A 26,088-nucleotide genomic window follows, 5' to 3' on the forward strand; every position below is an offset into this window, starting at 1 on the left:
TAATGAGGGGAGGCGGATAGTGGTGGATTGGTTTGACAAGAACGGCCGGGAGAGATAAGGGAGAGGTTCTTTACTTGCTATTGATGGGGTTAATAATTATAATGAGTATATTGACGGGGGAACTTTTGGGGAAAAGGGGGTTTTTGGAGACTTTAAGGAGTGGCTAATTTACTATAGAGCCTGGTTCATTTATAATAGGGATTATGATAAGGAGGAGAGTAAGAAAATGAGAGATCCGGTAAAAACGATTGGGAATTTGATTGATAAGCAGGGGGTGTCTTTTATCAGTTCTGTGGATGAGAAAGGGTTTCCTAATACGAAGGCTATGCTGCCGCCTAGGAAAAGGGAGGGGATTCGGGTGTTTTATTTTACTACGAATACTTCTTCTATGAGGGTAATGCAGTATCGGAAGAATCCACAGGCCTGTATTTATTTTTGTGACAGAAGATTTTTCCGGGGCGTGATGTTGACTGGTACTATGGAGGTACTGGAAGATCGTGTTTATAAGGAGATGATCTGGCAGGATGGGGATACGATGTATTATCCGGAGGGGGTGACCGACCCGGATTATTGTGTTTTGCGTTTTACAGCAAGACAGGGGCGGTTTTATAGCAATTTTAGTTCCGAAACGTTCGATATTGAATAAACTATTATTTTTGTGATATCATTTTTTATAAATGATATCTGGAAGGGGCGTGTAATTGTATTGAATCATTATCAGGTAATTGATGAAAAAAGTTGGGAGAGGGCTATGCACTGTATGGTTTTTAGGAATAGTGTTGAGCCTGCTTTTTGTGTAACCTTTGAGGCAGATGTTACGAATTTTCTGAAAAAGGTAAAACAGCATAAATACTCTTTTACCCTTGCTATTGTGTATGCTGTGTGTAAGTGCGCGAATGAGATAGAAGCGTTCAGATACCGTTTTTTGGATGGTCAGGTTGTTTTGTTTGACAAGATTGATACCGCATTTACATATTTAAATACGGAGAGTGAATTATTCAAGGTAGTTAATGTGCCCATGCAGGAGAATATGCAGGATTATGTGGAACTCGCCGCCAAGACAGCCAGAGAGCAGAGAGAGTATTTTACCGGACCTTTGGGGAATGATGTGTTTCAATGTTCTCCAATGCCGTGGATCACATATACTCACATCTCCCATACAAATTCAGGTAGAAAAGATAACGCCACACCTTTATTCGACTGGGGCAGATATTACGAAAAGGATGAACGGATCGTTATGCCTTTATCTGTGCAGGCACATCATTCATTCGTAGACGGTATACATATTGGGAAATTTGCAGATGGGCTGCAAAAATATCTGAATGAGTTTTAGCAATAGTGAGAAGCTTAAATGAATCTTGAAATTTGGAGGACTGAAAATGGCAGAATCATTAACGTTTCGTTATGCAGAACGAGAGGATACGGAACTTATTTTAAAGTTTATCAGGGATCTTGCAAAATACGAAAAAATGGAAAATGAATTAATTGCAACGGTAGAATTGTTGGAAGAATCACTGTTTGAAAAGCAAAAGGCGGAAGTTATCTTTGCCATGGCGGATAACCGGGAAGTTGGTTTTGCCTTATTTTTTCATAACTTTTCTACTTTTCTGGGACGGGCGGGACTATATCTTGAAGATATATTTGTTCTTCCGGAATATCGGGGGCGCGGTTATGGGAAAGGCATCTTGAAAAAGCTGGCTCAGACCGCAGTCGAAAGAAGCTGCGGCAGGCTTGAGTGGTCTTGTCTTGACTGGAATAAGCCCAGTATTGACTTTTATTTATCTTTGGGAGCCGAGCCGATGGAAGAGTGGACGGTTTACCGTCTTGCAGGTAATACGTTAAAAGAGCTGGCGTGTAAAACGACAGATTAGATTAGAGTACCAGGAGGTGCGGTATTGAGGATTTTACTGGCGGAAGATGAGCCGGATCTGAACCGGCTGATTCTAGATAAGCTGCGGGGAGAGCATTACAGCGTAGATTCCTGCATGGACGGGCAGGCGGCATTGGATTACCTCGAGGCCGCGGACTATGATGCTGTGATTCTGGATATTATGATGCCGGGCGTGGATGGGCTGACTGTCTTAAAACGGCTCAGGGCACAGGGCGGGAATATACCGGTTCTGCTGCTGACGGCACGGGACAGTATCGAAGACCGGGTGGCGGGACTGGATGCCGGAGCCAATGATTATCTGGTCAAGCCTTTTGCATTTGAGGAACTGCTGGCCCGGATCAGGGTGCTGCTGAGATCCCCCCGGGACACAGGCGGGGTATGCTGCAGAATAGCTGATCTGGAAGTACATCTGGATACCCATGAGGTTATGCGCGGTGGAAAGCAGATTGCGCTTTCCGGGAAAGAATTTGCGCTACTCAGGTATATGGTCCAGAATGAGGGGATCGTGCTGTCGCGGGAAAAACTGGAGCAGCATCTCTGGAATTATGATTATCCGGGCGGTTCCAATGTGATTGATGTGTATATCCGCTATTTGAGAAAGAAAATCGATGAGGAATTTGAAATAAAACTTATCCATACGGTGCGCGGAACAGGATATGTCCTGAAAGTGAAGAACTGTGGATAACCGTCTGTCTTGTAATGCAGCGCATGGCGCACGTTTAGCACGGATCTAAGCGGAGCGGAGACCTGAATGCCTGCAACCATTATGTTTTCGTACGGTCTGCGCAGTAAATGCGCAGACCTGTCTGAACTGTTACGGAAACCCTGCTTGAATCTGGAGGTAGCTATGAGAAGATTTTCCCTGAAGATGAAGCTGACGCTCTTATACTCTTCATTTCTGATCATTATAATCGGTACGGTTCTGGCGATCCTGTTCTCGCTCAGCAGCAGGGAAGTCCTCCTCTCTGCCCAGGAAACGCTGAAAAGACAGGTGCAGAAAGGGGTTAGATATATCAGTTATAAGGACTGGGAGCTGGAGGTGGATGCAGATTTCTACGATCTGGAACAAAATGTCTATCTGTCACTCTATGACGGCGCGGGCGAATTTCTCTATGGCAGGATTCCTTATGAATTTGAGGAGCAGCCTGCGTTTGAGGTAGAAAGTCTTCAGACCGTGTCCCAGGGCGGACAGGCCTGGTATGTCTATGATTTGCTGCACAACGATGGAATCCACGGAAATATCTATGTGAGAGGCATTACTTCTGTGGACAGGGTGAAATACAGCTTCCGTATCACGCAGAGGTTTGCCGCTGTACTGCTGCCTCTGCTTGCTGTGGCCACAGCGGCGGCGTGTTATTACTTTACACGGCGGACGCTGCTTCCCGTGAAGCAGATGACAGACACCGTACAGCAGATCCAAAAGGACGGAGACCTGTCCAGGCGGATTGTGTTCCCTTTAGAACGCAAAGATAAAAGCCGGGACGAGATCTATACACTGGCTGTTACCTTTGATCAGACACTGGAACGGCTGGAAGAATCCTTTGAGCGCGAAAAGCAGTTTACTTCCGATGTATCCCATGAACTCAGAACTCCGGTCAGCGTGATACTCGCCCAGTGTGAAGAACTACTGCAGAGCAGGGAGATGCCAAAGGAACAGCGCGCCAGGGTACGGGTCGTGCAGAAAAAGGCAGAGGAGATGGCGGGCATGATCTCAAAGCTGCTGCTTTTATCCCGCGGAGAACGGGGGATGCTGGAATTGAACCGGGAATATCTGAACCTGAGCGAGCTGACCCTGATGTGCGTGCAGGAACTGGAGAACGCTGCAAGGGAAAAGAAGATAACAATAGAGACTGAGATAGAGCCGGAGGTGTATGCCTGTGTGGATGAAACCTTATATATACATATGCTGGACAATCTGCTTTCAAATGCAGCCGCATACGGCAGACAAGGCGGCTGTATACGGGTGACCCTTTTCAAAAAGGAAGGGTGTATTATTGGCTCGGTATTGGATGACGGAATCGGTATATCACAAGCGGAACTTCCGCATATCTGGACGAGATTCTACCGTGCCGATCAGTCAAGAACCTCAGACGAACATGTGGGGCTGGGGCTTCCGATGGTGAAATGGATTCTGGAGGCACATGGAGGCGGCGTTGAGGCAGAGAGCAGAAGCGGGGAGGGCAGTACGTTTCAATTTTTCTTTCCTGACGGTATTTTTTAATCTTTCTTTAATCTAAGGCAGGTATACTGAGAATATGAAATGACAGATGCGGGGAGACTAATATGTACCTGCCGAAAGGAGGAAAGAAGATGAAGATAAAGAATGGTTTGAAGGTATATGCTGCCGTACTGTGTATGGTATCTGCGGTTTTGATGCCCGGATGCTCCAAAAAAGGGATTGGGGAAGAGAAAGCTAAGGAAATAGCCTTCGAAGATTCACAGACTGATGAGAAAGAGGCGTCCAGACTTCAGGTTTCCAGAGAAAAAGAGGACGGGAAGTCTGTCTATGATGTTTATTTTATGAATACGGAAAGCAAGATGGAATATGAGTATGAAATTCTGGCCGATGACGGAACGATATTAAAGGCAGAAAGTGAAAGCACATATGCACGCCAGCAGGACGCACAGTACAAGCTGGATATCCAGACCCAGCTCGAGGAAGCAAAGGCGTTAAAAGAAGGCCTTGAGGAGCAGAAGCAGCGGTTAGAGGATCTGCTTGCGCGGGAGGAAAAAGACTTAGACAACGAAGGCCTTCAGGATAATCTGGATGAAGTAAACGAAGAACTGCAGTCTGTTACGTATCACCTACAGGATCTGCAGACTTATATGGAGAATAATAAGGATCAGCTGATCGGTGTCAATCTGAAGGAGGCACAAGAGCTGGCCCTGGAGCGTGTGGAGGGCGCGGGTAAGGATGATATTGTGATTGCGCTGGAGTACGATGACGGCGGGTATAAGTACGAGGGCGACATTATATACGGCGGACATAAATACGATTTTGAGATCCATGCCATGACCGGCGCGTTTTTGGAATGGAGAAAAGAATAATGTAAATGAGAGAAGATGATAAAGTGGGGACTCCTGTCATATAAATAGAGTGATATCCGTTTGCGGGGTTATGACATGGAGACATTATCACAGATCATGAAATCGATCTACGGGTACTTGTGGGGAATGCCGATGCTGGTGGTTCTTCTGGGTACCCACTTGTATTTTACCGTCAGGCTTGGTTTTATCCAGCGCAAGATCCCTCTGGGAATACGGCTTAGCTTCTCCAAAAAAGAAGCCGGTGACGATGGAATCTCGCCCTTTTCTGCGCTGGCGACTGCGCTGGCGGCTACAATTGGTACAGGGAATATCGTGGGCATCTCTGCCGCGATTGCCATAGGAGGGCCTGGTGCGGTGTTTTGGTGCTGGCTGACCGGAGTGTTTGGTATAGCAACCTGCTATGCCGAGTGCTTCCTATCCGCAAAATACAAAATAAGAAGGCCGGACGGTTCATATACCGGCGGACCGATGTACGTGATGGAAAAGGTGCTGCATCAGAAAAGTGCGGCGGTGGTGTTTGCCGTCAGCACAATCCTGGCTTCCCTGGGAATGGGAAGCAGCGTCCAGTCACATTCAATCTGCGCCGCGGTGCAGGTGGAATTTCCGATTTCCCCGTCCATAATCGGAATCATTGCGGCAGTCCTGGTGGGGGCCGTGATGCTCGGCGGTGCAAAACAGATCTCAAAAGTGTGTACATATCTGGTTCCTTTTATGAGTGTTTTTTATTTCGGCGGCTGCCTGTTCCTGATCTGGATAAACCGGGCATATCTGGGGGCGGCACTAGCTGTGATTGTGAAGTCTGCATTTACCTCCAAATCAGTATTCGGAGGGCTTGCCGGCACAGCTGTGATGGTGGGCATGCGGACGGGAATCTCAAAGGGACTGTTTACAAATGAGGCGGGTCTGGGCTCCATCCCCATGACTGCGGCTGCATCCAGAACCAGTTCCCCGGTTAAGCAGGGAATCATTTCCATGACAGGGCCATTCTGGGATACGGTCGTGATGTGTGCAATCACCGGGATCGCGATCGTGAGCAGTATGTTAAGTGAGCCGGGGATCTATATTGGGGCTGCGGATGACCAGCTGTGCTTCCTGGCATTTGAAAAACTGCCGATAGGCGGGAGCACGATGCTGTCCGTCTCGCTGGTGCTTTTTGCCTATGCCTCTATCATTGGGTGGAGCTATTATGGCGAGTGTGCGGTGCAGTATTTGTGGGGAAATAAAAAAATCCTTCCCTTTAGAATCGCCTATATAGCGGCGGTATATCTGGGGGCAGTGATGTCCCTGGATCTTGTGTGGACGGTATCGGATCTATTTAACTCATTTATGGCGATTCCTAACATACTTTGCATCTGGATGCTCCGGAAAGTGGTGATTCGGGAGACTGGGGCGAGCTTTGGGAGTGTAAGAGGCGGGGGACGCTGAATAACCGGGAAGCCTGCCTCATGCCGGAGTGTCTATGCCATTTTAAAAAGCCCCTCCGTTTACGTAAGAGTCCCTAAAGATAAAACTAGTACACCGAAAAATAAATAGCACAATGCTTCGCCCGTCTGATTTCACGAAAGCACAGATGCAAAAGCCTCAGCGTAACCCACTATGCCTGCGTTTTTGCATCTGCACTCTCGAAAAATTATACGTAGCGAACCATCATGCTATTTACTTTGAGTTATACGAGAGAATAGCGGTCCAGCGGTATTCTCTATGTTTTTCCTTAAGGGACTCTAATATGAACGCTAAGACTTTAAAAATGGCATAGATACTCCTTTATTCTGTTTGCCTGAATCTTTCATAATACTCCTTTGCTTTGTCCTCAGTCATTGTGAACCTTTTCTGTAATTTTTTTATAATTTTATCCTTGTCAAATTCTTCCTCAATATAATCCAGTACCAATGCTTTGATTCCCTGCTCTATTCCCTCATTTCTGGCTTCTTCACGCTCATAATATCTTTCTTCCCAAGCCTGCATATATCTCACCCCTGCTTCCTCGCTCGTTTTCACCTTACGTACCCGCTGATGTATACGCTTAATCCGCTCGCTGATTGTATTCATTGCTGTCTCATCATTTGTATGTTCCAGATAGTAAAGAAACTGCATCAGTTCTTCTGACACCTCATGTCTGTTCTTACCGCGTGTATTTAAAAATATCCGTACTGCTCCGTCCTCCAGGCAGCACTCTGGTACCTCCTCACATCTGGATTTGAAAGTATACATATATTTCTCATATCCAAACAAATCAAATGTCATAATCATAATTATGTACGCTGTATTCAGTTGGCTATAATCGGGTACCCCTGGCTCCAAAAGAGAGGCGTCTATTATAGCCTGATAGTACCTGCTCCTTTTTGCCAGATCCCCTTTCTTTTTCTGCTGCATCTCCGTATTATAAATGGCAGCTTCTTCGTCCATAGAAAATACATCTAATCGGATTGTACGCAAAAGCGGTGACACTCTAAGTTCCTTTTCTGTCTCATTTTTATTAAGCAGCGGAACAGTGCGCCCAAAAATAATACTTAATACATCCTGATGAGCGCCTGGGTCTTCCAATACTTCATCAAATAAAAAGCGGTTTGTAAGGTTCAGTTCTTTTAGCGGTTTTATTTTTCGCTTTGTGTCCATATATTTCTCCTCTATTTTAACATATATTTTCATCTGTTAATAGTATTTGGCACGCGAAAAAACAAGCATAGGCATCCCTCCCTGCGATCTTTGATTTCTCCAAACATTGAATTATCGGGCGAAACTGCCCTTAGGATTGAAATTAGATATTTCAAAATAATGAATACAAAGAATGTTTGAAATGCATCCAATTCATTTTATTGGATTTATTAACATTACCATATATATATGCGGACTGTCAATGGACAAAGCCATGGATGATTCGGGTCTTTTAAGGGACGCATGTTCATGCTATAATATAGTGAATCGTTAAAAAATTGGAAGATTTAAAAGCCGTATTATATAAGGAGCAGAAATAGGATGCCGATAAAATGGAAAACAGCGATTATTACACTGAGTGACAAGGGATACGCCGGGGAGCGGGAGGATAAAAGCGGACCGCTGATCCGGGAGATGATTGAGCGCGCCGGATATGAGGTGACGGAGATGGTTTTGCTGCCGGATGAGCAGATGATGATTGAGGAGAAGCTGACAGAACTCTGCGACGAGAGGGAGACAGACTTGATTCTTACCACCGGCGGGACGGGATTTTCACCGAGGGACTGCACGCCGGAGGCAACTCTTGCCGTGGCGGAAAGGAATGCGCCGGGAATTGCCGAGGCGATGCGGTATGCCTCGCTGCAGATTACCCCGCGTGCCATGCTGAGCAGGGGAGCCTCCGTGATGCGGGGGAAGACTCTGATTATTAACCTTCCGGGCAGCCCGAAAGCGGTGAAGGAAAATCTGGAATATATTCTGCCGTCCCTGTCCCATGGACTGGAGATCATGAAGGGAGTCACGGGGGAGTGTGGAAGCGAAGCTAAAAAACCGGGGGCAAAAGCATGACGGATCAGTATGGACGGGAAATAGAATATCTGAGAGTGTCTGTAACAGACAGGTGCAATCTCCGGTGCAGCTACTGTATGCCCGAGGAGGGAGTCGAGCAGGTCGCGCACAATGAGATCCTGACTTACAGCGAGATTGCCAGGATCTGCCGGATCTGTGCGGACAAGGGGGTCTCAAAGATCAAGCTGACAGGCGGAGAGCCGCTGGTGAGAAAGGGCATCAGCGGCCTTTTGTATGAACTTAGGCAAATAGATGGAATAGAGCAGATTACTTTGACAACGAACGGAGTGCTGCTTGCAGGACAGATCGAAGAACTGGCGAAAGCGGGCCTGGATGCTGTTAATATCAGCCTCGATACGCTGGAACGGGAACAGTATGCACAGATTACCAGACGGGACGAGCTTGGGAAAGCGATGGAAGGTCTGGAGGCGGCGCTTAAGTATCCGGGCATCCGGGTGAAAGTCAACTGTGTCGCTCTGCAGGGAGTCAATGAAACCCAGTGGGTTCCCCTGGCGGAACTGGCAAAGAATGAGCCGGTGGATGTGCGGTTTATAGAGATGATGCCCATCGGGCTTGGAAAATCCTGTGCCGGCAGCAGCCAGGAGGAGGTGTGCCGGGTGCTGAAACAAGCGTATGGTGATCCGAGGTTTTTATCCGGAAGCTTTGGAAATGGTCCCGCAGTTTATGCTGCTTTTCCGGGCTTTTCCGGGAAAATAGGTTTCATCAGCGCCATTTCACACCAGTTCTGCGGAAGCTGCAACAGGGTCCGCCTGACTGCGGAAGGTCTTTTAAAGCCTTGCCTGCAGTATTCCAAAGGGGCGGATTTAAGGCGTCTGCTGAGAAGCGGGGCCGATGATGCAAAGCTGGATGAGGTCATCGGGAAGGTCATATTTGAAAAGCCCCGGTGCCATCAGTTCACGCTGAAAAGAGATGAGAGACAGGGGACAGAGAATGAGGGGCCGCTGGAAGGAAAACAAATGTCAAGAATCGGAGGATAAACATGGGAAAAGTAATTGCTGTTTGTACAAGCCCTGCAAAGGGGACACAGAAGACCAATGTCGGGGAGGCAGTATTTATAGAAGATTTTGGGATTGAGGGGGATGCCCACGCCGGGAAATGGCACAGACAGGTGAGCCTTCTTTCTTATGATAAAATAGAGGATTTCCGCAAGCGAGGTGCGGAGGTGGCCGACGGCGCTTTTGGGGAGAATCTGGTTGTTGAAGGGATCGATTTTAAGACATTCCCTGTAGGAACCCGTTTTCAGTGCAATGATGTGATCCTGGAGATGACACAGATCGGAAAGGAATGCCATCACGGCTGCGAGATCTTTCAGAAAATGGGCGACTGCATTATGCCAAGGGAAGGCGTCTTTGCAATCGTGATAAGAGGGGGGACAATCCGGACGGGGGATATCCTGGAAGTGATTTGAAATGAAAAGGAAGAATTTACGAAGCATACACCAGCTGGAATATGAGGACTGATAAGAATGGCACAGAATCGAAATGTAAAGTTAAAGGGATGTCTGTATGCCTTTATGGCAGGTATGCTGTGGGGGATTACAAGTCCCGCGGCACAATACTTATTTGAAAGAAAAAATATCGTTTCCGAATGGCTTGTACCCTTCCGCCTGGTTTTTGCCGGGCTGCTCCTGCTGATCTATGCGGGAGTAAGGGGGCAGGATATTACCAGTGTCTGGAAGGAGAAGACGGATGCGTGCAGGCTGGTTCTATTCGGGGTATTCGGCATGCTGGGCATGCAGTTTACCTTTTTCTCCGCCGTGCAGGAGATGGATGCCGGGACGGCCACAATTTTTCAGTACCTGAACCCGGCCATGCTGATCTTATTTTTCGCTGTTGTTTATAAAATTATGCCGGGGAAGAAGGAGATCGCAGCTGTTCTGGCAGCAATCTCCGGGATTGCCATCGTTGCGACGCACGGAAATCTTTCGTCACTGGCGATTTCCCCAAAAGGGTTTTTACTTGGAATGCTTTTGGCAGTGACGACCTGCTTTTACGGTGTGCTCCCGGCGCCTTTGGTTAAACGGTACAGCGCGGAAGCAGTCAGCGCCTGGGGGATGATTGTGGGAGGCCTGGTACTGATGGCTGTGACGAGGCCGTGGCGGATACCTGTTGTGATCGATGTTCAGGTTGCGGCGGCTTTTGTTACGATTATCACCGTAGGGACAATCTTGCCGTTCTGCTTTTATCTGTCCGCAGTAAAGTACACCGGTTCTGTATATGCCGGGCTTTTTTCCTGTGTGGAGCCGGTCGCGGCCTCAGTTGTAGCGGCGGTATTCCTGGGCACCAGATTTATGAAAATGGATATTCTGGGGTTTGCGCTTGTCCTGTCCACACTGTTTATACTGGCAATCCCTGAGAAATTGCGTTAAAATGTAACAGTCCAGGTCTGCCTGTAATCTTACGGTTAAATTAATAAAATGCCGCTGCCTGCGGGACGGCCTGTAAAGAGCAGAAAAGAGGAGACTGTTCACACACAGCGGCTGCGTACAGCACGGTCTGAACAGCATCGGACCGGATGCTGATTCCTCTGGCGTCTGAAAAATTTCTTGCATGTGTGTCTGAAAAGTTATATAGTGGACAATGGATTGCCGAAAAGCGGCCATAACATGAGGAAGAAATACAGAGGCTTAGAAGATGAAAAATACAGTAAAAAAGAAAACATTGATGAAAGATATGACACAGGGAAGCCCGGTCAAACTGATTCTGGAATTTACCCTGCCTATGATATTTGGATTTTTATTCCAGCAGTTTTATAATATGGCGGATACCGTGATTGTCGGCCGGTTTCTGGGGGTTAAAGCGCTTGCGGCTGTGGGCGCCACGGGTTCTGTGAATTTTTGTGTCATTGGATTCTGTATGGGGATATGCAATGGATTTGCAATACCGGTTGCACAGAAGTTCGGCGCAAAAGATGAGCGGGGGCTTCGCAAATCGGCCGGAAACGGGGCAACTCTGAGCGTGATATTTGCGGCGGTGATGACAGGCATCACAGTGGTACTGTGCCGCCAGATTCTGGAACTTATGAACACCCCGTCCGATATTATCGACGGGGCCTACCAGTATATTGTTGTGATATTTGCGGGCATTCCGGCCATTTTTCTATATAATCTGCTCTCCGGCTACATCCGCTCACTTGGAGATGCGAGGACGCCGGTCCTTTTCCTTACCGTGTCCTCTCTGCTGAATATTCTGCTGGATGTGCTGTTTATTGTAGTGTTTAAGATGGGTGTGGCGGGAGCTGCCTATGCAACGGTAGCATCCCAGGCGGTTTCGGGGATACTGTGTCTTTTCTATATGATGAAGCATTTCCCGATTCTGCGGCTTCAGAAAGAGGACTGGAAACTGAACCGAAGATATGTCGGCCCGCTGTGCAGGATGGGAATTCCTATGGGGCTGCAGTATTCCATCACTGCCATCGGCAGCGTGATTCTGCAGATTGCGGTGAATTCTCTGGGGTCTATGGCGGTGGCTTCGGTGACTGCGGCTTCCAAGATCCAGATGCTTTTGTGCTGTCCCTTTGATGCGATGGGGTCTACCATGGCGACCTACGGCGGTCAGAATGTAGGGGCCAAGCGTCTGGACCGGATCAGCAAAGGTTTGAAAGGCTGTCTTATCATCGGAGCGGTTTATTCTGCAGTGGCACTGGGAATTACTGTTCTGTGGGGAAAGCAGATTGCCTGGCTGTTTATCGATAAAGGGGAAAGCCAGATTCTGGGACAGGTGTACCAGTACCTGCTGGGCTCCGCGGTCTGTTACATGCTGCTTGCCGCGGTAAATATTGTACGTTTTCTGATACAGGGTATGGGATACAGTATGTTTGCCATACTCGCAGGAGTGTGTGAAATGGCGGCGAGAGGATTTACAGGATTTATTCTGGTGCCGGCCTTCGGATATGGAGCAGTGTGCCTTGGCAACGGGCTTGCGTGGCTGGCTGCAGACTTGTTTCTGATTCCGGCATTTTTTCAGGTGATGAAGAGATTAAGAAGATTATTTCAGGAGGAAAAGATGAGATGAAATGGAATAGTTTCCGGTTAAAGACGACAACAGAAGCGGAAGATATTGTCAGCAGCATGCTGATGGACCTGGGAATCCAGGGAGTGGAGATCGTGGATAAGGTTCCGCTGACGCAGGCGGACAAAGAGCAGATGTTTGTAGATATTCTCCCCGAGGGGGAAGCAGATGACGGAGTGGCATACCTGAACTTTTATCTGGAAGTGGAAGCGGATAAAGAAAAGATTCTCGGCGATGTCAGAAGAGAACTGGAGGAGATGTCTTCCTATGTGGATGTGGGAGAATGCATCATAGAGGAGTCCCAGACAGAGGACGTCGACTGGGTGAACAACTGGAAGCAGTATTTCCATCAGTTCTATGTGGATGATATCCTGATCATTCCATCCTGGGAGGATGTTAAGCCGGAAGACAGCGACAAACTTGTGATCCACATCGATCCGGGTACTGCATTTGGCACGGGCATGCATGAGACCACGCAGCTTTGCATCCGTCAGCTGCGCAAATATGTGACTTCTGAGACACAGATTCTGGATGTGGGCTGCGGGAGCGGTATCCTGGGTATGCTGGCGCTGAAGTTCGGGGCAGCCTATTCCGTGGGTACGGATCTGGATCCCTGTGCGATAAATGCCACCAATGAGAATATGGAGGTCAATGGAATCAACCGTGATCAGTACGAAGTGATGATCGGGAATATCATTGATGATAAGGCGGTACAGGAAAAAGCAGGATACGCCCGGTACGATATTGTTGCGGCAAATATTCTGGCGGACGTGTTGGTGGAGCTGACACCGGTGATCGTGAACCACATGAAGGCAGGCGGTATTTATATTACCAGCGGTATTATCGATGATAAGGAACAGACCGTGATCCGCGCAGTGGAGGAAGCCGGACTGGAAGTGCTGGAAGTGACTTACCAGGGTGAATGGGTATCTGTAACTGCAAGAAAGAGTTAGAAAGAGACGGCGTCAGAAAGAGGCAGATTCAGAAGAAAGTGGGGGATGTGAGATGCATCGTTTTTTTACAGAACCGTCCAGGGTTCATGAAACAGTGATAGAGATTGGCGGGCCGGACGTAAACCATATAAAAAATGTGCTCCGCATGAAGCCTGGAGAAGAGGTGGAAATCAGTGACGGAGCAGGGAAAGAATATCTGTGTGAGATAGACCGGTATGAAGAGGAAGCTGTGATTCTCCGGATTTTGTCATCAGCAGGAGAGCCTGCCGAGCTGCCATCTAAGATTTACCTGTTTCAGGGGCTGCCCAAAAGTGATAAAATGGAACTGATTATCCAGAAAGCCGTGGAGCTCGGAGTCTATGAGGTGATCCCGGTGGGAACCAACCGTGCAGTGGTAAAGCTGGATGAGAAGAAGGCGGCCAAAAAAACAGAGCGCTGGAACGCGATCGCCCTGAGCGCCGCAAAGCAATGCGGCCGCAGCATCATTCCGCAGGTGACGCAGGTGAAAAGTTTTGGCGCAGCGCTGGAATATGCGGCGGGGCTGGATATTGTGCTGATCCCATATGAACTGGCAAAAGGAATGGAAGAGACAAAGCGGCTGATTTCGTCTGTTGAGCCGGGGCAGAGCATTGGAATATTTATCGGACCGGAGGGCGGATTCGAGGAAGAAGAGATAGAAAAAGCCGTGAATATGGGAGCACTTCCCATCACGCTGGGCAGAAGGATACTGCGCACGGAGACGGCCGGATTAACGATTTTGTCCATTCTGATGTACCACCTGGAGCCTTCCGTGTAATTTTTACGTTCCAGGCAGAGTATTTTCGGTGATTTCATTGCTGCGGGAAAGGATCTTTCTGAACATTAAGTGTTCGGAAAGCATAGTGTAATAATAAGAAACAGTAAAGGAAGAATATCATGGAAGTATATTTGGATAATTCAGCAACGACCAGATGCTATCCGGAAGTTGGGGATTTGGTTTATAAAGTGATGTGCCAGGATTACGGCAATCCCTCTTCTATGCACAGAAAAGGCGTGGAAGCAGAACGGTACGTGAAAGAGGCGAAAGAGAGACTGGCCAGGATTCTGAAGGTGAACACGAAGGAAATCTTTTTTACTTCAGGAGGAACCGAAAGCGATAATCTTGCGCTGATCGGCGCCGCCCGTGCAAATAAGCGGGCCGGTAACCATCTGATTACAACAGCAATTGAGCATCCTGCTATTCTGAATACAATGCGGTATCTTGAAGAAGAGGAGGGCTTCCGCATCACATACCTGCCGGTAGATGCACATGGAAGGGCAAAAATGGAAGCTTTGAAGGAAGCTCTGTGTGAAGACACGATCCTCGTATCAATGATGTATGTGAATAATGAAGTCGGTTCTGTGCAGCCCGTAGACGAGGCGGTTCAGATCGTAAAGAAATATAACCCGAACATTTTATTCCACTCAGACGCGGTACAGGGATTTGGCAAATATCACATATACCCGAAAAGGCAGGGAATCGACATGCTGACTGCCAGCGGACATAAGATTCATGGGCCGAAGGGAACCGGATTTATTTATATCAATGAAAAGGTGAAGATAAAACCGATCGTGTTCGGAGGGGAACAGCAGAAGAATATCCGTTCCGGGACGGAAAATGTTCCGGGGATTGCCGGGCTTGGTCTGGCGGCGCAGATGATCTACAGTGATTTGGATATGAAGGTGGCCTTGATGCGGGAATTGAAGGCATATTTTCTGGAAGGAATCTCCGGAATCGAGAATATCGCTGTACACGGCCTGACTGATGAGAACAGCGCGCCCCATATAATTAGTGTTGGAATTGCCGGAATCCGCAGCGAAGTGCTTCTGCATGCCCTGGAAGATAAAGGAATCTACGTTTCGTCCGGTTCGGCATGCTCCTCCAATCATCCGTCTGTCAGCGGTGTGCTCAAAGGAATCGGAGCGCCGAAAGAGTATCTGGATGCAACGCTGAGATTCAGTATGTCGGAGTTCACCACAAAAGAAGAAATTGACTATACGCTGGAGACGTTATATAATTGTGTTCCAATGCTTCGGAAATATACAAGACACTAAAATCTTGCGTTTCCTGCCAGGATGCAGGAAACGCAGCACATAAGGAGAGAGAGATGAGATTTCATTCATTCTTGATTAAATACGGAGAAATCGGTATTAAGGGTAAAAACAGATATCTGTTTGAGGACGCTCTGGTCCGCCAGATGCGCTTTGCGTTAAAAGGGGTAGACGGAGAATTCTATGTTCACAAAGCCCAAGGCAGGGTCTATGTGGAATGTGAAGGCGAGTATGACTATGAAGAGACGATAGAGAGCCTGAAGAGAGTATTCGGAATCGTGGGAATCTGCCCGGTCGTGCGTGTGGAAGACCGGGGATTCGAGCAGCTTTCCAAGGATGTTATATCCTATATGCAGGAAATGTATCCCGATGGGACCCAGACATTCAAGGTAGAGGCCCGGAGAAGCCGAAAACAGTATCCCATGACTTCGATGGAAATCAACTGCGAGCTGGGCGGGGTGATACTGGATGCATTCCCGGGAATGAAGGTAGACGTGCACAATCCGGATATCCGGCTGAATGTGGAGGTGCGGGAGGAGATCTATCTTTATTCCGAGATCATACCGGGACCCGGCGGTATGCCTGTGGGTACGAACGGCAGCGCCATGCTTCTGCTGTCCGGCGGAATCGACAGCCCAGTTGCAGGCTATATGATCTCAAAGCGGGGAGTCGGGCTGCACGCCACGTATTTCCATGCTCCGCCGTATACCAGCGAGAGGGCGAAAGAAAAGGTGGTTGATCTGGCCAGACTGGTTTCCAGGTACGCAGGGCCGGTTCAGCTGCACGTTGTTAATTTCACGGATATCCAGCTCTATATCTATGAAAAATGCCCGCATGAGGAGCTTACCATTATTATGCGCAGATATATGATGAAGATTGCGGAGCATTTTGCAAAGGAGAACGGCTGCCTGGGCCTGATCACAGGGGAAAGCATCGGACAGGTTGCGAGCCAGACCATGCAGAGCCTTGCGGCCACAAACGCAGTGTGCACGCTGCCTGTTTACCGCCCATTGATCGGATTTGATAAACGGGAAATCGTGGAAATCGCAGAGAAGATCGATACGTATGAGACTTCGATCCAGCCATTTGAAGACTGCTGCACCATCTTTGTGGCAAAACATCCGGTTACAAAACCGAATCTGGAGCGGATTGAAAAGTCGGAGCTGAATCTGACAGAGAAGATAGATGAGCTTGTGAAGACGGCAATTGATACGACAGAGATACTGACAGTGAAGTAGTGTGCCGGGGGGATGACTCTTCCGGCTGCGGCGTGTGCATCCCCCGGAGAGTTTCATATAATAGGAAAATGCCGGGCATTTTTCTATTATATAAAAAGGGCTGCCTCTTGTGAGACAGCTCATATCATGCAGATGTATGCCAATCCGGCATTCTGTATACCGTGTCCGGGGCGGACACGCTTTTTGTTTTTGTGGTGTTGAGCCACTTACTATTTAATAATGTATGGATCCAGTGCGCTGAGAATGTCGTCTGTTACATTACCCTCAGCATGTACGTTCAGTTCGATCGGTTTTGAAAGATCTAAACTGAAAATACCCATGATTGATTTGGCATCTATGACATACCTTCCGGATACTAAATCAAAGTCATTATCAAATTTTGTAATTTCATTTACAAATGATTTTACTTTGTCGATCGAGTTTAAAGAAATCTGTACTGTTTTCATCGTGAAATCCCTCCTTAATATACATTTACAGGGTTTTACCCTATGTCTATTCTACGAGAAGACAGTTTAAAAGTCAAGAAACAAAGAAGGAAAAAAGTAACAATTTATAACAGCTCAGACAGGTCTGTGCATTTACTGTGCAGACCGCACGTAAACATAGTGGCTGACGGCATCCAGTTCTTCGCCGCGGGCGAATTCTAATAGGCTGGATGCGTAACAGTTCAGGTTTGCCTGAACTGTTACAACAATTTAGACAAGAAAATAGGAGAATTAATTTATGAAGAAAGTTGCACTGCACAATCTGGGGTGTAAAGTGAATGCTTACGAGACTGAGGCGATGCAGGAAATGTTGGAGAATGCAGGGTATCAAATCGTTCCGTTTAAAGAAGGCGCGGATATCTACATTATTAACACCTGCACCGTGACAAATATTGCGGACCGCAAGTCCAGGCAGATGCTCCACCGGGCCAGGAAGATGAATCCGGATGCGGTGGTGGTCGCTGCGGGATGCTATGTGCAGGCGCAGGAGGACAAGCAGGAGATAGATCCCTGTATTGATATTGTGATTGGCAATAATAAGAAACAGGATCTGCTGACTATCCTGGAAGAATATGAAAACAAGCATCATGCAAAAGAAACGGCTGGTCACAACTCCGTATTCGCCAGGGAATTGATAGATATCAATCATACGAAGGAATACGAACCCCTGCGCCTGTCAAAGACGGGGGAGCATACGAGGGCTTATATTAAGGTACAGGACGGCTGCAATCAGTTCTGTTCTTACTGTATTATTCCCTATGCGAGGGGACGTGTGAGAAGCCGGGCAAAAGAAGATGTGATGGAGGAGGTAAAACGCCTTGCAGAAAACGGGTACCAGGAAGTCGTCCTCACAGGAATCCATCTGAGTTCCTATGGGATTGACCTGGAGGAGCCGGAAAACCTGCTGTCCCTGATTCAGGCGGTGCATGAGATCGGGGGGATCAAAAGGATACGCCTGGGTTCTCTGGAGCCGCGCATCATAACGGAAGAGTTTGCGAAGAGGCTTTCGTCACTCGAAAAGCTTTGTCCGCATTTTCATCTGTCTCTGCAGAGTGGGTGCGATGCGACTCTGAAAAGAATGAACAGAAGGTACGACAGCAGGGAATACTATGAAAAATGCCGGCTGCTGAGAAAGTACTTTGATCATCCCGCGCTGACAACCGACATCATCGTCGGATTCCCCGGGGAGACAGAAGAAGAATTCGAGCAGTCCAGGGCATTTGTGGATAAGGTAGACTTTTATGAGACCCATATTTTTAAATACTCAAAAAGGCAGGGCACAAAGGCTGCGGTCATGGAAAATCAGGTGCCGGAACAGGTAAAGTCACAAAGAAGTGAGATTCTGCTTGCCCTGAATGAGAAAAAGAGACTGGCCTACGAGAAAAGTTTTATCGGAAAAGAAGTGGAAGTTCTGCTCGAGGAAGAAATAGAACAAAATGGCAGGAAAAAGCTGGCCGGCCATACAAAAGAGTATATGAAAATTGCACTAGACGCGGATAAAAATCAGCAGAATTGTATCGTAAAAGTTGAAATTGAAAATGATTTACAAATTATACATTGAATTTTAGCAGTGTTTATATTAGAATTGTAAATAGGGTACTAGGCAAGAATGCCGGATTTATGTTACTATGTGCGGCCCCTGGGCCGTGAATAGTAACGGATTTATCAAAAGATTGTTGGAAAATACAGATAGCACTAAAACAACAGGGTACACAAAAATGGAGGAGAAGAAATGAGCGATTTAAGCAACACCCAATTCTTTCAGGTAGAGCCGGGTCCCCAGATTTCCGCAAGGGATATTCTGGAGATCGTATACAAAGCTCTGAAAGAGAAGGGGTATAACCCGGTGAACCAGATTGTCGGTTATATCATGTCCGGCGATCCGACTTACATCACAAGTTATAACGGCGCAAGAAGCCTGGTGATGAAAGTGGAGAGGGATGAACTGGTAGAAGAATTGTTAAAAGCGTATATTACGCACAATTCCTGGGAATAATCATTATGAGGATTATGGGACTTGATTATGGCACGAAGACAGTCGGCGTCGCGATCAGCGATGCTCTGGGACTTACTGCCCAGGGAATTGAAACAATTCAGAGAAAAGAGGAGAACAAGCTGAGGCGGACTCTGGCGCGTATCGAAGAACTGGTTTCTGAATACGAGGTGGAGAAGATCGTGCTTGGTTTTCCAAAACATATGAATAACGACATAGGAGAACGTGCGGAGAAATCTTTAGAGTTCAGGGATATGCTTGCGCGGCGCACCGGGCTGGAAGTCATCATGTGGGATGAGCGCCTGACGACCGTGGAGGCAGAGCGGACTTTGATTGAGAGCAATGTGAGACGTGAGAACCGGAAAAAGTATATTGACAAGATTGCGGCAATATTCATCCTGCAGGGATATCTGGATTCTGTATATTTGCAGAGGCAGACCGGGCAGGGCAAGTAAAGCACGGCCTGCGGGCAGATGCAGTGGCTGCGGAAATAAGGGGACATTTGTATGGAAAAGATTAAATTTACATTTGAGGATACAAGTGAAACAGTAGAATTTTTTGTTCTGGAACAGACAAAAATTAATGGTGCTGTATACATACTGGTCACAGACTCAGAAGAAGATGACGCGGAATGTCTCATATTAAAGGACATGAGTTCTGCAGAGGATGCGGACAGTGTCTATGAGGTTGTTGAAGATGATACTGAGCTTCTGGCGGTTTCCAAGGTTTTTGAGGAACTGCTGGAGGACGTAGATATTGAAATGTAAGATCTGTATCCGCCGTGCGGCATAAGTTTACGGGGCCGGGCTGCGGTAGGCCATAAAAGGCAAAAGATTTTTACAATAGATTTACTTACTGCTAATGAATCGGAGTATGGCAATGGAACAGGAAAAAGTGCAGGAACTGCTTAAAGTAAAACTGAGAGAAAAAGGCTTAAAAGTAACACAGCAGAGATTGCTGGTTTTACAAACGCTGGCTAAGAACAGCGGCAGCCATATGGCGGCTGAAGACATATACGAAGTGATAAAGGAGGGCTATCCTGAGATTGGACTTGCCACCGTTTATCGTACTTTGCAGCTGCTCCTTGAAATGCAGTTGGTGGACCGCATTAATTTAGATGACGGGTGTGTCAGATATGAGATCGGACATATTTTTGAAGGTGATACAAAGCACAGCCATCATCATCTAATATGCAGGACATGTGGAAAGGTACTTCCTTTTGAAGATGACCTCCTGGAGGAACTGGAGCGTCATATTGAGGAGGATACAGGATTCCATGTGCTGGATCACGAACTGAAATTTTACGGACTTTGTAAAGAATGCCTCAGTAAAAGCAAATAATCCGTTGTTAAATGTAACGGAGGGTTGCTGTTTTTTTCATGCGCAGAAGTAGGTGCTGTTCACACACTTCAGGTGCGCACGGCATGTTCTGGACATTAATGAAGTAAGTACATAAAACACATGGAGGTGTAAAATTATTGAAAAAAACAAACAATGGTAAATTAAGGATTATCCCTCTCGGCGGTCTTGAGCAGATAGGGATGAATATTACTGCCTTTGAATACGAGGACAGTATTATTGTAGTGGACTGCGGACTCGCATTCCCGGAAGACGATATGCTCGGTATTGATCTTGTAATACCGGATGTAACATATCTTAAGGATAATATCGACAAGGTTAAGGGATTTGTTATTACCCATGGACATGAGGACCATATCGGCGCCCTGCCCTATGTACTGAAGGAGATCAATCTCCCGATTTATACAACAAAGCTGACCATGGGTATTATTGAAAATAAATTAAAAGAACACAATCTGGTCCGCGGTACAAAGAGGAAAGTGGTACGCCACGGGCAGTCAATCAACCTTGGTAAGTTCAGAATTGAGTTTATCAAGACCAACCACAGCATTCAGGATGCATCCGCGCTGGCTATCTATTCTCCGGCGGGTATCGTAGTGCATACCGGAGACTTCAAGGTGGATTATACGCCGGTATTCGGCGATGCCATCGATCTGCAGCGCTTTGCTGAGATTGGCAAGAAGGGCGTGCTGGCGCTGATGGCGGATAGTACGAACGCAGAGAGGAAAGGGTTTACCCAGTCTGAGCGGACAGTGGGAATCACGTTTGACCATATTTTTGCGGAGCATCAGAACACAAGGATTATTATCGCGACATTTGCATCCAATGTAGACCGTGTACAGCAGGTCATCAATTCTGCATATAAGTACGGCCGCAAGGTGGTAGTGGAAGGCCGCAGTATGGTAAATATTATTTCAACAGCATCGGAATTGGGATACCTGAATATACCGGAGAATACACTCATTGAGATTGACCAGATGAGACATTATCCGCCGGAGAAGATGGTGCTGATTACGACAGGAAGCCAGGGAGAATCCATGGCGGCGCTGTCCAGAATGGCTGCGGACGTACATCGTAAGGTTACTATTCAGCCGAATGATACGATTATATTCAGTTCCAACCCGATACCGGGTAACGAGAAGTCTGTATCACGTGTTATCAATGAATTATCTGCAAAGGGAGCGAACGTAATTTTCCAGGATGCTCATGTTTCCGGACATGCCTGCCAGGAAGAACTTAAGCTGATTTATTCCCTTGTAAAACCTAAGTATGCCCTCCCGGTGCACGGCGAATACCGCCACCTAAAGGCAAATGCGGCGATTGCAAGTTCTCTGGGTATACCGAATGAGAATATCTTTATTATGCAGTCCGGAGATGTCATGGAGTTGAGTGAGGATGAGGCTAAACTCGTGGATAAAGTACACACAGGCGCAATCCTGGTGGACGGGCTTGGAGTCGGAGACGTTGGAAACATCGTACTCAGAGACAGGCAGCATCTGGCGGAGGATGGTATTCTAATCGTTGTACTGACGCTGGAAAAGGGAACAAACCACCTGCTTGCAGGACCGGATATTGTATCCCGCGGTTTCGTCTATGTGCGTGAATCAGAAGGGCTGATGGAAGAAGCACGCCAGGTAGTGACAGACGGCCTGGAGCGCTGCCTTGCCAATAAGCATGCGGACTGGAATAAGATCAAACTGGCTATACGCGACACAATGAATGATTTTATCTGGAAAAAGACAAAGAGACGCCCGATGATTATACCAATTATAATGGATGTGGATGTGTAAGATATGATAGTTGATGAACGTATCGTTACATTCATCAATTCCATGGAGACAGAGAACAGTGAAATACTGGAGGCCATCGAGAAGGAAGCCCTGGATACTTGCGTTCCGATCATAAGAAAAGAAATGCAGAGCTTCCTCAAGGTGCTTATCACCATACAAAAACCTATGCGCATTCTCGAAGTCGGGACTGCCGTAGGTTTCTCTGCGTTATTGATGAGTGAATACGCCCCGGAGGGGTGTGAGATTATAACAATAGAAAAATATGAAAAAAGAATTCCCATTGCCCGTGAAAACTTCAGGAGGGCGGGGAAAGAGCAGCAGATAACCCTGCTGGAGGGGGATGCTTCTGAGGTGCTGAAAGACTTGGACCAATCCTTTGATTTTATCTTTATGGACGCTGCCAAGGGCCAGTACATCCATTTTATGCCCGAGGTCCTGCGGCTTCTGGCGGATGGCGGCACGCTCGTCTCAGACAATGTCATGCAGGACGGAGATATTATCGAGTCCCGCTTTGCAGTAGAGCGCAGGAACCGCACCATTCATGCCAGGATGCGGGAATATCTGTATGAACTGAAGCATAAAGAAGGGGTGGTAACGTCCATACTGCCACTGGGTGACGGCGTGGCAGTCAGCACAAAAAGAGGACAGCTGAAAGAGGAAATGTAATAGAAAGGAATAGGAAATGGGAAGACGTCCAGAACTTTTGATTCCGGCGAGCAGTCTGGAAGTATTAAAAACAGCAGTCATATTCGGAGCAGATGCAGTATATATTGGCGGAGAGGCTTTTGGGCTCCGTGCAAAGGCCAAGAATTTCTCTATGGATGACATGAAGGAAGGCATTGCCTTTGCCCATAAGCATTGTGTTAAAGTATACGTCACAGCCAATATACTGGCGCATAACCGCGATCTGTCCGGTGTAAGAGAGTATTTTAAAGAACTGAAGGAAATAAAACCGGACGGCCTGATCATAGCGGATCCGGGGGTATTTGAAATTGCAAAGGAAGTATGTCCTGAGATTGAACGTCATATCAGTACACAGGCCAATAACACGAACTACGGCACATATAATTTCTGGTACAAACAGGGAGCTAGCCGTGTTGTCTCGGCAAGGGAGCTTTCGCTGGATGAACTGAGAGAACTGCGTGCCAATATACCGGACGATCTTGAAATAGAGACATTTGTCCACGGGGCCATGTGTATCTCCTATTCCGGAAGATGTCTGCTGAGCAACTATTTTACGGGCAGAGACGCGAACCAGGGCTCCTGTACCCACCCCTGCCGCTGGAAGTATGCGGTTGTAGAGGAGACAAGGCCCGGCGAGTATATGCCGGTCTACGAGAACGAGAGAGGCACCTATATCTTCAATTCAAAGGACCTGTGTATGATCGGGCATATCCCCGAACTTCTGGAAGCGGGCATAGACAGTCTGAAGATCGAAGGACGCATGAAGACTGCCCTGTATGTGGCAACCGTTGCGAGGACTTACCGCAAAGCCATTGATGACTGCCAAAAAGATCCAAAGCTGTACAGAAAAAACATGCCCTGGTACCTGGAACAAATCTCTAACTGCACATACCGCCAGTTTACAACGGGGTTCTTCTTCGGAAAGCCGGATGAGACAACCCAGATCTATGACAGTAACACCTATGTCAAAGAATACACATATCTAGGAATTATCGGCCAGGAGCGGGACGGGCTGTACGAAATAGAGCAAAGAAACAAATTTTCCGTAGGTGAAACAATAGAGATCATGAAACCAAACGGAGATAATATAGAAACTACCGTGCTTCAGATCATAAACGAAGATGGAGAAGAACAGGAAAGCGCGCCGCATTCCAAACAAAAATTGCAGATCAAACTGAGCAGAAAAGCAGAAAGGTTTGATCTTCTTCGGCGGAGGGAATAGTGGGAGGACGCGAATTGATACACTGCAGCCGTTTGGTGTCACTCCCAGGGGAGGGGCCTTTACTGCCGATGGATGAACCAGCTGAAAAACCGGGAAGCCTGCCCCAGGCGGGGAGCATCTATGCCATTTTAAAAGTCCTATAGTTTACGTTAGAGGCCCATAAGGAAAAAAACAGAAAATGGTGGGCAGAATTTGCCGTCTCACGGCAAATTCTGAAGCGGCCTAAGGCCCAAAATTATCGAATTTTGGGCTGCATGCCGCTGGCCCGCCATTTTCTGTTTTTTTCCCTTTAGGGCCTCTTACGTAAACGGCGCGGATTTTTAAAATGGCATAGATGCTCCCCGCCTGGGGCAGGCTTCCCGGTTTTTCAGCGTCCCTCTTCCGCAAAAAACTCCCCATTACACCCCCTTAGAAGAATTCCCGCAGCTTTTCCACCGCACTTTTTTCGATACGGGAGACGTAGGAGCGGGAGATTCCCAGCTGCCTGGCAATTTCCCGCTGTGTGTATTCTTCCCCGTTGTAGAGGCCGTACCGCATTTTCAGAACGAGCCTTTCGCGTTGGGAGAGTTCGTTTTCAACTTTGTCATAAAGCTTCTGGATATTTTCTTTGAGGTGGATTTTCTCGGGGACATCTGCTTCGTCGGTTTCGATGATGTCATAGAGCTTGATTTCGTTGCCTTCTCTGTCGGTACCGATAGGTTCATACAGCGAGATTTCCTTGCTTGTTTTCTTTTTGGCCCGCAGATACATCAGAATTTCGTTTTCAACACATTTGGAAGCATAGGCTGCAAGCCGGTTGCCCTTATCGGGATTAAATGTAACGACAGCTTTGATCAGGCCAATGGTTCCTATAGATATGAGATCCTCAGGGTCCTCGTCGAGATACTGGTATTTTTTAATGACATGTGCAACGAGCCGCAGATTTCGTTCGATTAAGACATGTTTTGCCTGAAGGTCGCCCTCTGTATATTTTTGCATGTAATATTTTTCTTCCGATGGAGTGAGGGGATTTGGAAAAGATTTCAAGAACAGCACCTCTAAGCACATTTGATATAGTCTATGTGAAAAACGTCAAAATTGTGCTTTTCCACACAAAATAAATAGGGAGTTGCGGAGGGGACGCCTGTCCGGGAGGGGGCTTCTGCCGCAGGCCGGGAAACTTCCATGCCCCTTTTCGGCTGCGGCCCGTTTGCTTAGTCTCGCTAGATAAAAACCGCATCGGCTGGGGAGGCGCCAGCGGCATTCACCCCGCAATCCTGAAGAATTGCGCGGCTCAGGCCGCTTTGAAATCTGCTTCGGAAGCAGATTTCAGCCTCCCCATCCGATGCGGTTTTTATCAAACGAGACTACGCGCACTCTATGCATCCGAAAAGGGGCATGGAAGTTTCCCGGACTGCGGCAGAAGCCCCCTCCCGGACAGGCTGGTCGCATCCGGACGCTGGATATTTCTTTTGTCGGGGCGGGAAGCTGCGAGGGAGGCGGATTGAATCGCATATGGGCGATTTAATGACTGGGGTATTTGTGTGATTTTTTAGTAAGCCATCTCCAGCCTTCAGATATCCGTCCCTACATCACAAATACGCCTCCTCCGCAGATCCCCCTCCGTGGGAGTATTTTATCTTCCGCCTTGATGCGTCCAGCTGAGAGAGAGGGGAGACTGGTTTCCGGCGGGGCGGTGTATGCCATTTCAAAGTCCATAGAGTGCGTCTTAGAATCCGTTGGGGAAAAAACAGGGAACTTGGAGGGCGGAATTTGTTTTACAAAAACAAATTCCGTTGCCGCCGGCGGCGCGAATGCATCGGCATTCGGGCCAACTGCGGCAT

27 protein-coding genes are annotated in these 26,088 nt (G+C 47.6%); 24 read left to right on the forward strand and 3 right to left on the reverse strand.

Going from position 1 to position 26,088, the window contains the following annotated elements; all coding sequences use genetic code 11:
• Nucleotides 1-226 precede the first annotated feature (226 nt).
• The 7 genes from ARB69_RS09000 (at nt 227) to ARB69_RS09030 (ending at nt 6,364) form a co-directional block, all read left to right on the forward strand.
• Nucleotides 227-646, forward strand: coding sequence for a pyridoxamine 5'-phosphate oxidase family protein (locus ARB69_RS09000; RefSeq protein WP_055152728.1), 420 nt, complete (start codon nt 227-229; stop codon nt 644-646).
• 60 nt (nt 647-706) lie between these two features.
• Complete coding sequence (locus ARB69_RS09005) at nt 707-1,333, forward strand: CatA-like O-acetyltransferase (RefSeq protein ID WP_055152730.1); 627 nt, start codon at nt 707-709, stop codon at nt 1,331-1,333.
• A gap of 46 nt (nt 1,334-1,379) precedes the next feature.
• Nucleotides 1,380-1,871, forward strand: coding sequence for a GNAT family N-acetyltransferase (locus tag ARB69_RS09010; protein ID WP_055152732.1), 492 nt, complete (start codon nt 1,380-1,382; stop codon nt 1,869-1,871).
• Nucleotides 1,872-1,895: 24 nt separating this feature from the next.
• The gene (locus ARB69_RS09015; protein ID WP_055152734.1) at nt 1,896-2,576 is read left to right on the forward strand and encodes a response regulator transcription factor; all 681 of its coding nucleotides are present in this window, start codon (nt 1,896-1,898) and stop codon (nt 2,574-2,576) included.
• A 162-nt stretch (nt 2,577-2,738) separates the two neighbouring features.
• The gene (locus ARB69_RS09020) at nt 2,739-4,112 is read left to right on the forward strand and encodes a sensor histidine kinase (RefSeq protein WP_055152794.1); all 1,374 of its coding nucleotides are present in this window, start codon (nt 2,739-2,741) and stop codon (nt 4,110-4,112) included.
• A gap of 89 nt (nt 4,113-4,201) precedes the next feature.
• Nucleotides 4,202-4,939, forward strand: coding sequence for a PepSY domain-containing protein (locus ARB69_RS09025; protein ID WP_167702489.1), 738 nt, complete (start codon nt 4,202-4,204; stop codon nt 4,937-4,939).
• 75 nt (nt 4,940-5,014) lie between these two features.
• Complete coding sequence (locus ARB69_RS09030; protein ID WP_055152736.1) at nt 5,015-6,364, forward strand: alanine/glycine:cation symporter family protein; 1,350 nt, start codon at nt 5,015-5,017, stop codon at nt 6,362-6,364.
• A 339-nt stretch (nt 6,365-6,703) separates the two neighbouring features.
• Here the strand turns inward: ARB69_RS09030 and ARB69_RS09035 are convergent, their stop codons facing one another.
• Nucleotides 6,704-7,555, reverse strand: coding sequence for an Rpn family recombination-promoting nuclease/putative transposase (locus tag ARB69_RS09035; protein ID WP_055152738.1), 852 nt, complete (start codon nt 7,553-7,555; stop codon nt 6,704-6,706).
• A 360-nt stretch (nt 7,556-7,915) separates the two neighbouring features.
• On the opposite strand from ARB69_RS09035, the gene ARB69_RS09040 reads away from it, so the two are divergent.
• The 9 genes from ARB69_RS09040 to thiI all read left to right on the forward strand — a co-directional run bounded on the left by ARB69_RS09040 (nt 7,916) and on the right by thiI (nt 16,732).
• Nucleotides 7,916-8,440: a MogA/MoaB family molybdenum cofactor biosynthesis protein gene (locus ARB69_RS09040; protein ID WP_050638762.1), complete on the forward strand. Its 525-nt coding sequence runs from the start codon at nt 7,916-7,918 to the stop codon at nt 8,438-8,440.
• On the forward strand, nt 8,437-9,438 hold the full coding sequence (moaA, locus tag ARB69_RS09045; RefSeq protein WP_055152739.1) for a GTP 3',8-cyclase MoaA: 1,002 nt from the start codon (nt 8,437-8,439) through the stop codon (nt 9,436-9,438). Before ARB69_RS09040 ends, moaA begins: the two co-directional genes overlap by 4 nt.
• 2 nt (nt 9,439-9,440) lie before the next feature.
• Complete coding sequence (locus tag ARB69_RS09050) at nt 9,441-9,869, forward strand: MOSC domain-containing protein (RefSeq protein WP_055152741.1); 429 nt, start codon at nt 9,441-9,443, stop codon at nt 9,867-9,869.
• 57 nt (nt 9,870-9,926) lie between these two features.
• Nucleotides 9,927-10,829, forward strand: a complete 903-nt coding sequence (locus ARB69_RS09055) for a DMT family transporter (RefSeq protein WP_055152743.1) — start codon at nt 9,927-9,929, stop codon at nt 10,827-10,829.
• Between the two features lie 265 nt (nt 10,830-11,094).
• Nucleotides 11,095-12,474, forward strand: a complete 1,380-nt coding sequence (locus tag ARB69_RS09060) for an MATE family efflux transporter (protein ID WP_055152745.1) — start codon at nt 11,095-11,097, stop codon at nt 12,472-12,474.
• Nucleotides 12,471-13,424 carry a 50S ribosomal protein L11 methyltransferase gene (prmA, locus tag ARB69_RS09065; protein WP_050638757.1) on the forward strand — a complete coding sequence of 318 codons (954 nt, stop codon included), beginning with the start codon at nt 12,471-12,473 and terminating at the stop codon, nt 13,422-13,424. Before ARB69_RS09060 ends, prmA begins: the two co-directional genes overlap by 4 nt.
• A 52-nt stretch (nt 13,425-13,476) precedes the next feature.
• A complete protein-coding gene (locus ARB69_RS09070) occupies nt 13,477-14,220 on the forward strand; it encodes a 16S rRNA (uracil(1498)-N(3))-methyltransferase (protein ID WP_050638756.1) in 744 nt (247 codons plus the stop codon).
• 119 nt (nt 14,221-14,339) lie between these two features.
• Nucleotides 14,340-15,497: a cysteine desulfurase family protein gene (locus tag ARB69_RS09075; RefSeq protein WP_050638755.1), complete on the forward strand. Its 1,158-nt coding sequence runs from the start codon at nt 14,340-14,342 to the stop codon at nt 15,495-15,497.
• Between the two features lie 53 nt (nt 15,498-15,550).
• The gene (gene thiI, locus ARB69_RS09080) at nt 15,551-16,732 is read left to right on the forward strand and encodes a tRNA uracil 4-sulfurtransferase ThiI (protein WP_055152747.1); all 1,182 of its coding nucleotides are present in this window, start codon (nt 15,551-15,553) and stop codon (nt 16,730-16,732) included.
• Nucleotides 16,733-16,941: 209 nt separating this feature from the next.
• On the opposite strand, the gene ARB69_RS09085 is transcribed toward thiI, so the two are convergent.
• Nucleotides 16,942-17,178 carry an HPr family phosphocarrier protein gene (locus ARB69_RS09085; protein ID WP_050638753.1) on the reverse strand — a complete coding sequence of 79 codons (237 nt, stop codon included), beginning with the start codon at nt 17,176-17,178 and terminating at the stop codon, nt 16,942-16,944.
• Nucleotides 17,179-17,455: 277 nt separating this feature from the next.
• On the opposite strand from ARB69_RS09085, the gene mtaB reads away from it, so the two are divergent.
• The 8 genes from mtaB (at nt 17,456) to ARB69_RS09125 (ending at nt 24,265) form a co-directional block, all read left to right on the forward strand.
• Nucleotides 17,456-18,778, forward strand: coding sequence for a tRNA (N(6)-L-threonylcarbamoyladenosine(37)-C(2))-methylthiotransferase MtaB (mtaB, locus tag ARB69_RS09090; RefSeq protein WP_050638752.1), 1,323 nt, complete (start codon nt 17,456-17,458; stop codon nt 18,776-18,778).
• Nucleotides 18,779-18,949: 171 nt separating this feature from the next.
• Nucleotides 18,950-19,213: an IreB family regulatory phosphoprotein gene (locus ARB69_RS09095; protein ID WP_009003184.1), complete on the forward strand. Its 264-nt coding sequence runs from the start codon at nt 18,950-18,952 to the stop codon at nt 19,211-19,213.
• Nucleotides 19,214-19,218: 5 nt separating this feature from the next.
• Nucleotides 19,219-19,665, forward strand: a complete 447-nt coding sequence (gene ruvX / locus ARB69_RS09100) for a Holliday junction resolvase RuvX (protein WP_050638751.1) — start codon at nt 19,219-19,221, stop codon at nt 19,663-19,665.
• Between the two features lie 51 nt (nt 19,666-19,716).
• Nucleotides 19,717-19,977 carry a DUF1292 domain-containing protein gene (locus tag ARB69_RS09105; protein WP_025656754.1) on the forward strand — a complete coding sequence of 87 codons (261 nt, stop codon included), beginning with the start codon at nt 19,717-19,719 and terminating at the stop codon, nt 19,975-19,977.
• 106 nt (nt 19,978-20,083) lie between these two features.
• Nucleotides 20,084-20,551, forward strand: a complete 468-nt coding sequence (locus ARB69_RS09110; RefSeq protein ID WP_025656755.1) for a Fur family transcriptional regulator — start codon at nt 20,084-20,086, stop codon at nt 20,549-20,551.
• Nucleotides 20,552-20,688: 137 nt separating this feature from the next.
• Nucleotides 20,689-22,359: a ribonuclease J gene (locus tag ARB69_RS09115; RefSeq protein ID WP_055152749.1), complete on the forward strand. Its 1,671-nt coding sequence runs from the start codon at nt 20,689-20,691 to the stop codon at nt 22,357-22,359.
• A gap of 3 nt (nt 22,360-22,362) precedes the next feature.
• The gene (locus ARB69_RS09120) at nt 22,363-23,025 is read left to right on the forward strand and encodes an O-methyltransferase (protein ID WP_050638749.1); all 663 of its coding nucleotides are present in this window, start codon (nt 22,363-22,365) and stop codon (nt 23,023-23,025) included.
• 16 nt (nt 23,026-23,041) lie between these two features.
• Nucleotides 23,042-24,265: a peptidase U32 family protein gene (locus ARB69_RS09125; RefSeq protein ID WP_055152751.1), complete on the forward strand. Its 1,224-nt coding sequence runs from the start codon at nt 23,042-23,044 to the stop codon at nt 24,263-24,265.
• 408 nt (nt 24,266-24,673) lie between these two features.
• Here ARB69_RS09125 and sigK read toward each other — a convergent pair whose 3' ends face one another.
• The gene (sigK, locus tag ARB69_RS09130) at nt 24,674-25,291 is read right to left on the reverse strand and encodes an RNA polymerase sporulation sigma factor SigK (RefSeq protein WP_035312852.1); all 618 of its coding nucleotides are present in this window, start codon (nt 25,289-25,291) and stop codon (nt 24,674-24,676) included.
• Between the last annotated feature and the right edge of the window lie 797 nt (nt 25,292-26,088).

This window comes from Faecalicatena contorta (genome assembly GCF_001404335.1).
Classification (GTDB): domain Bacteria; phylum Bacillota; class Clostridia; order Lachnospirales; family Lachnospiraceae; genus Faecalicatena; species Faecalicatena contortus_B.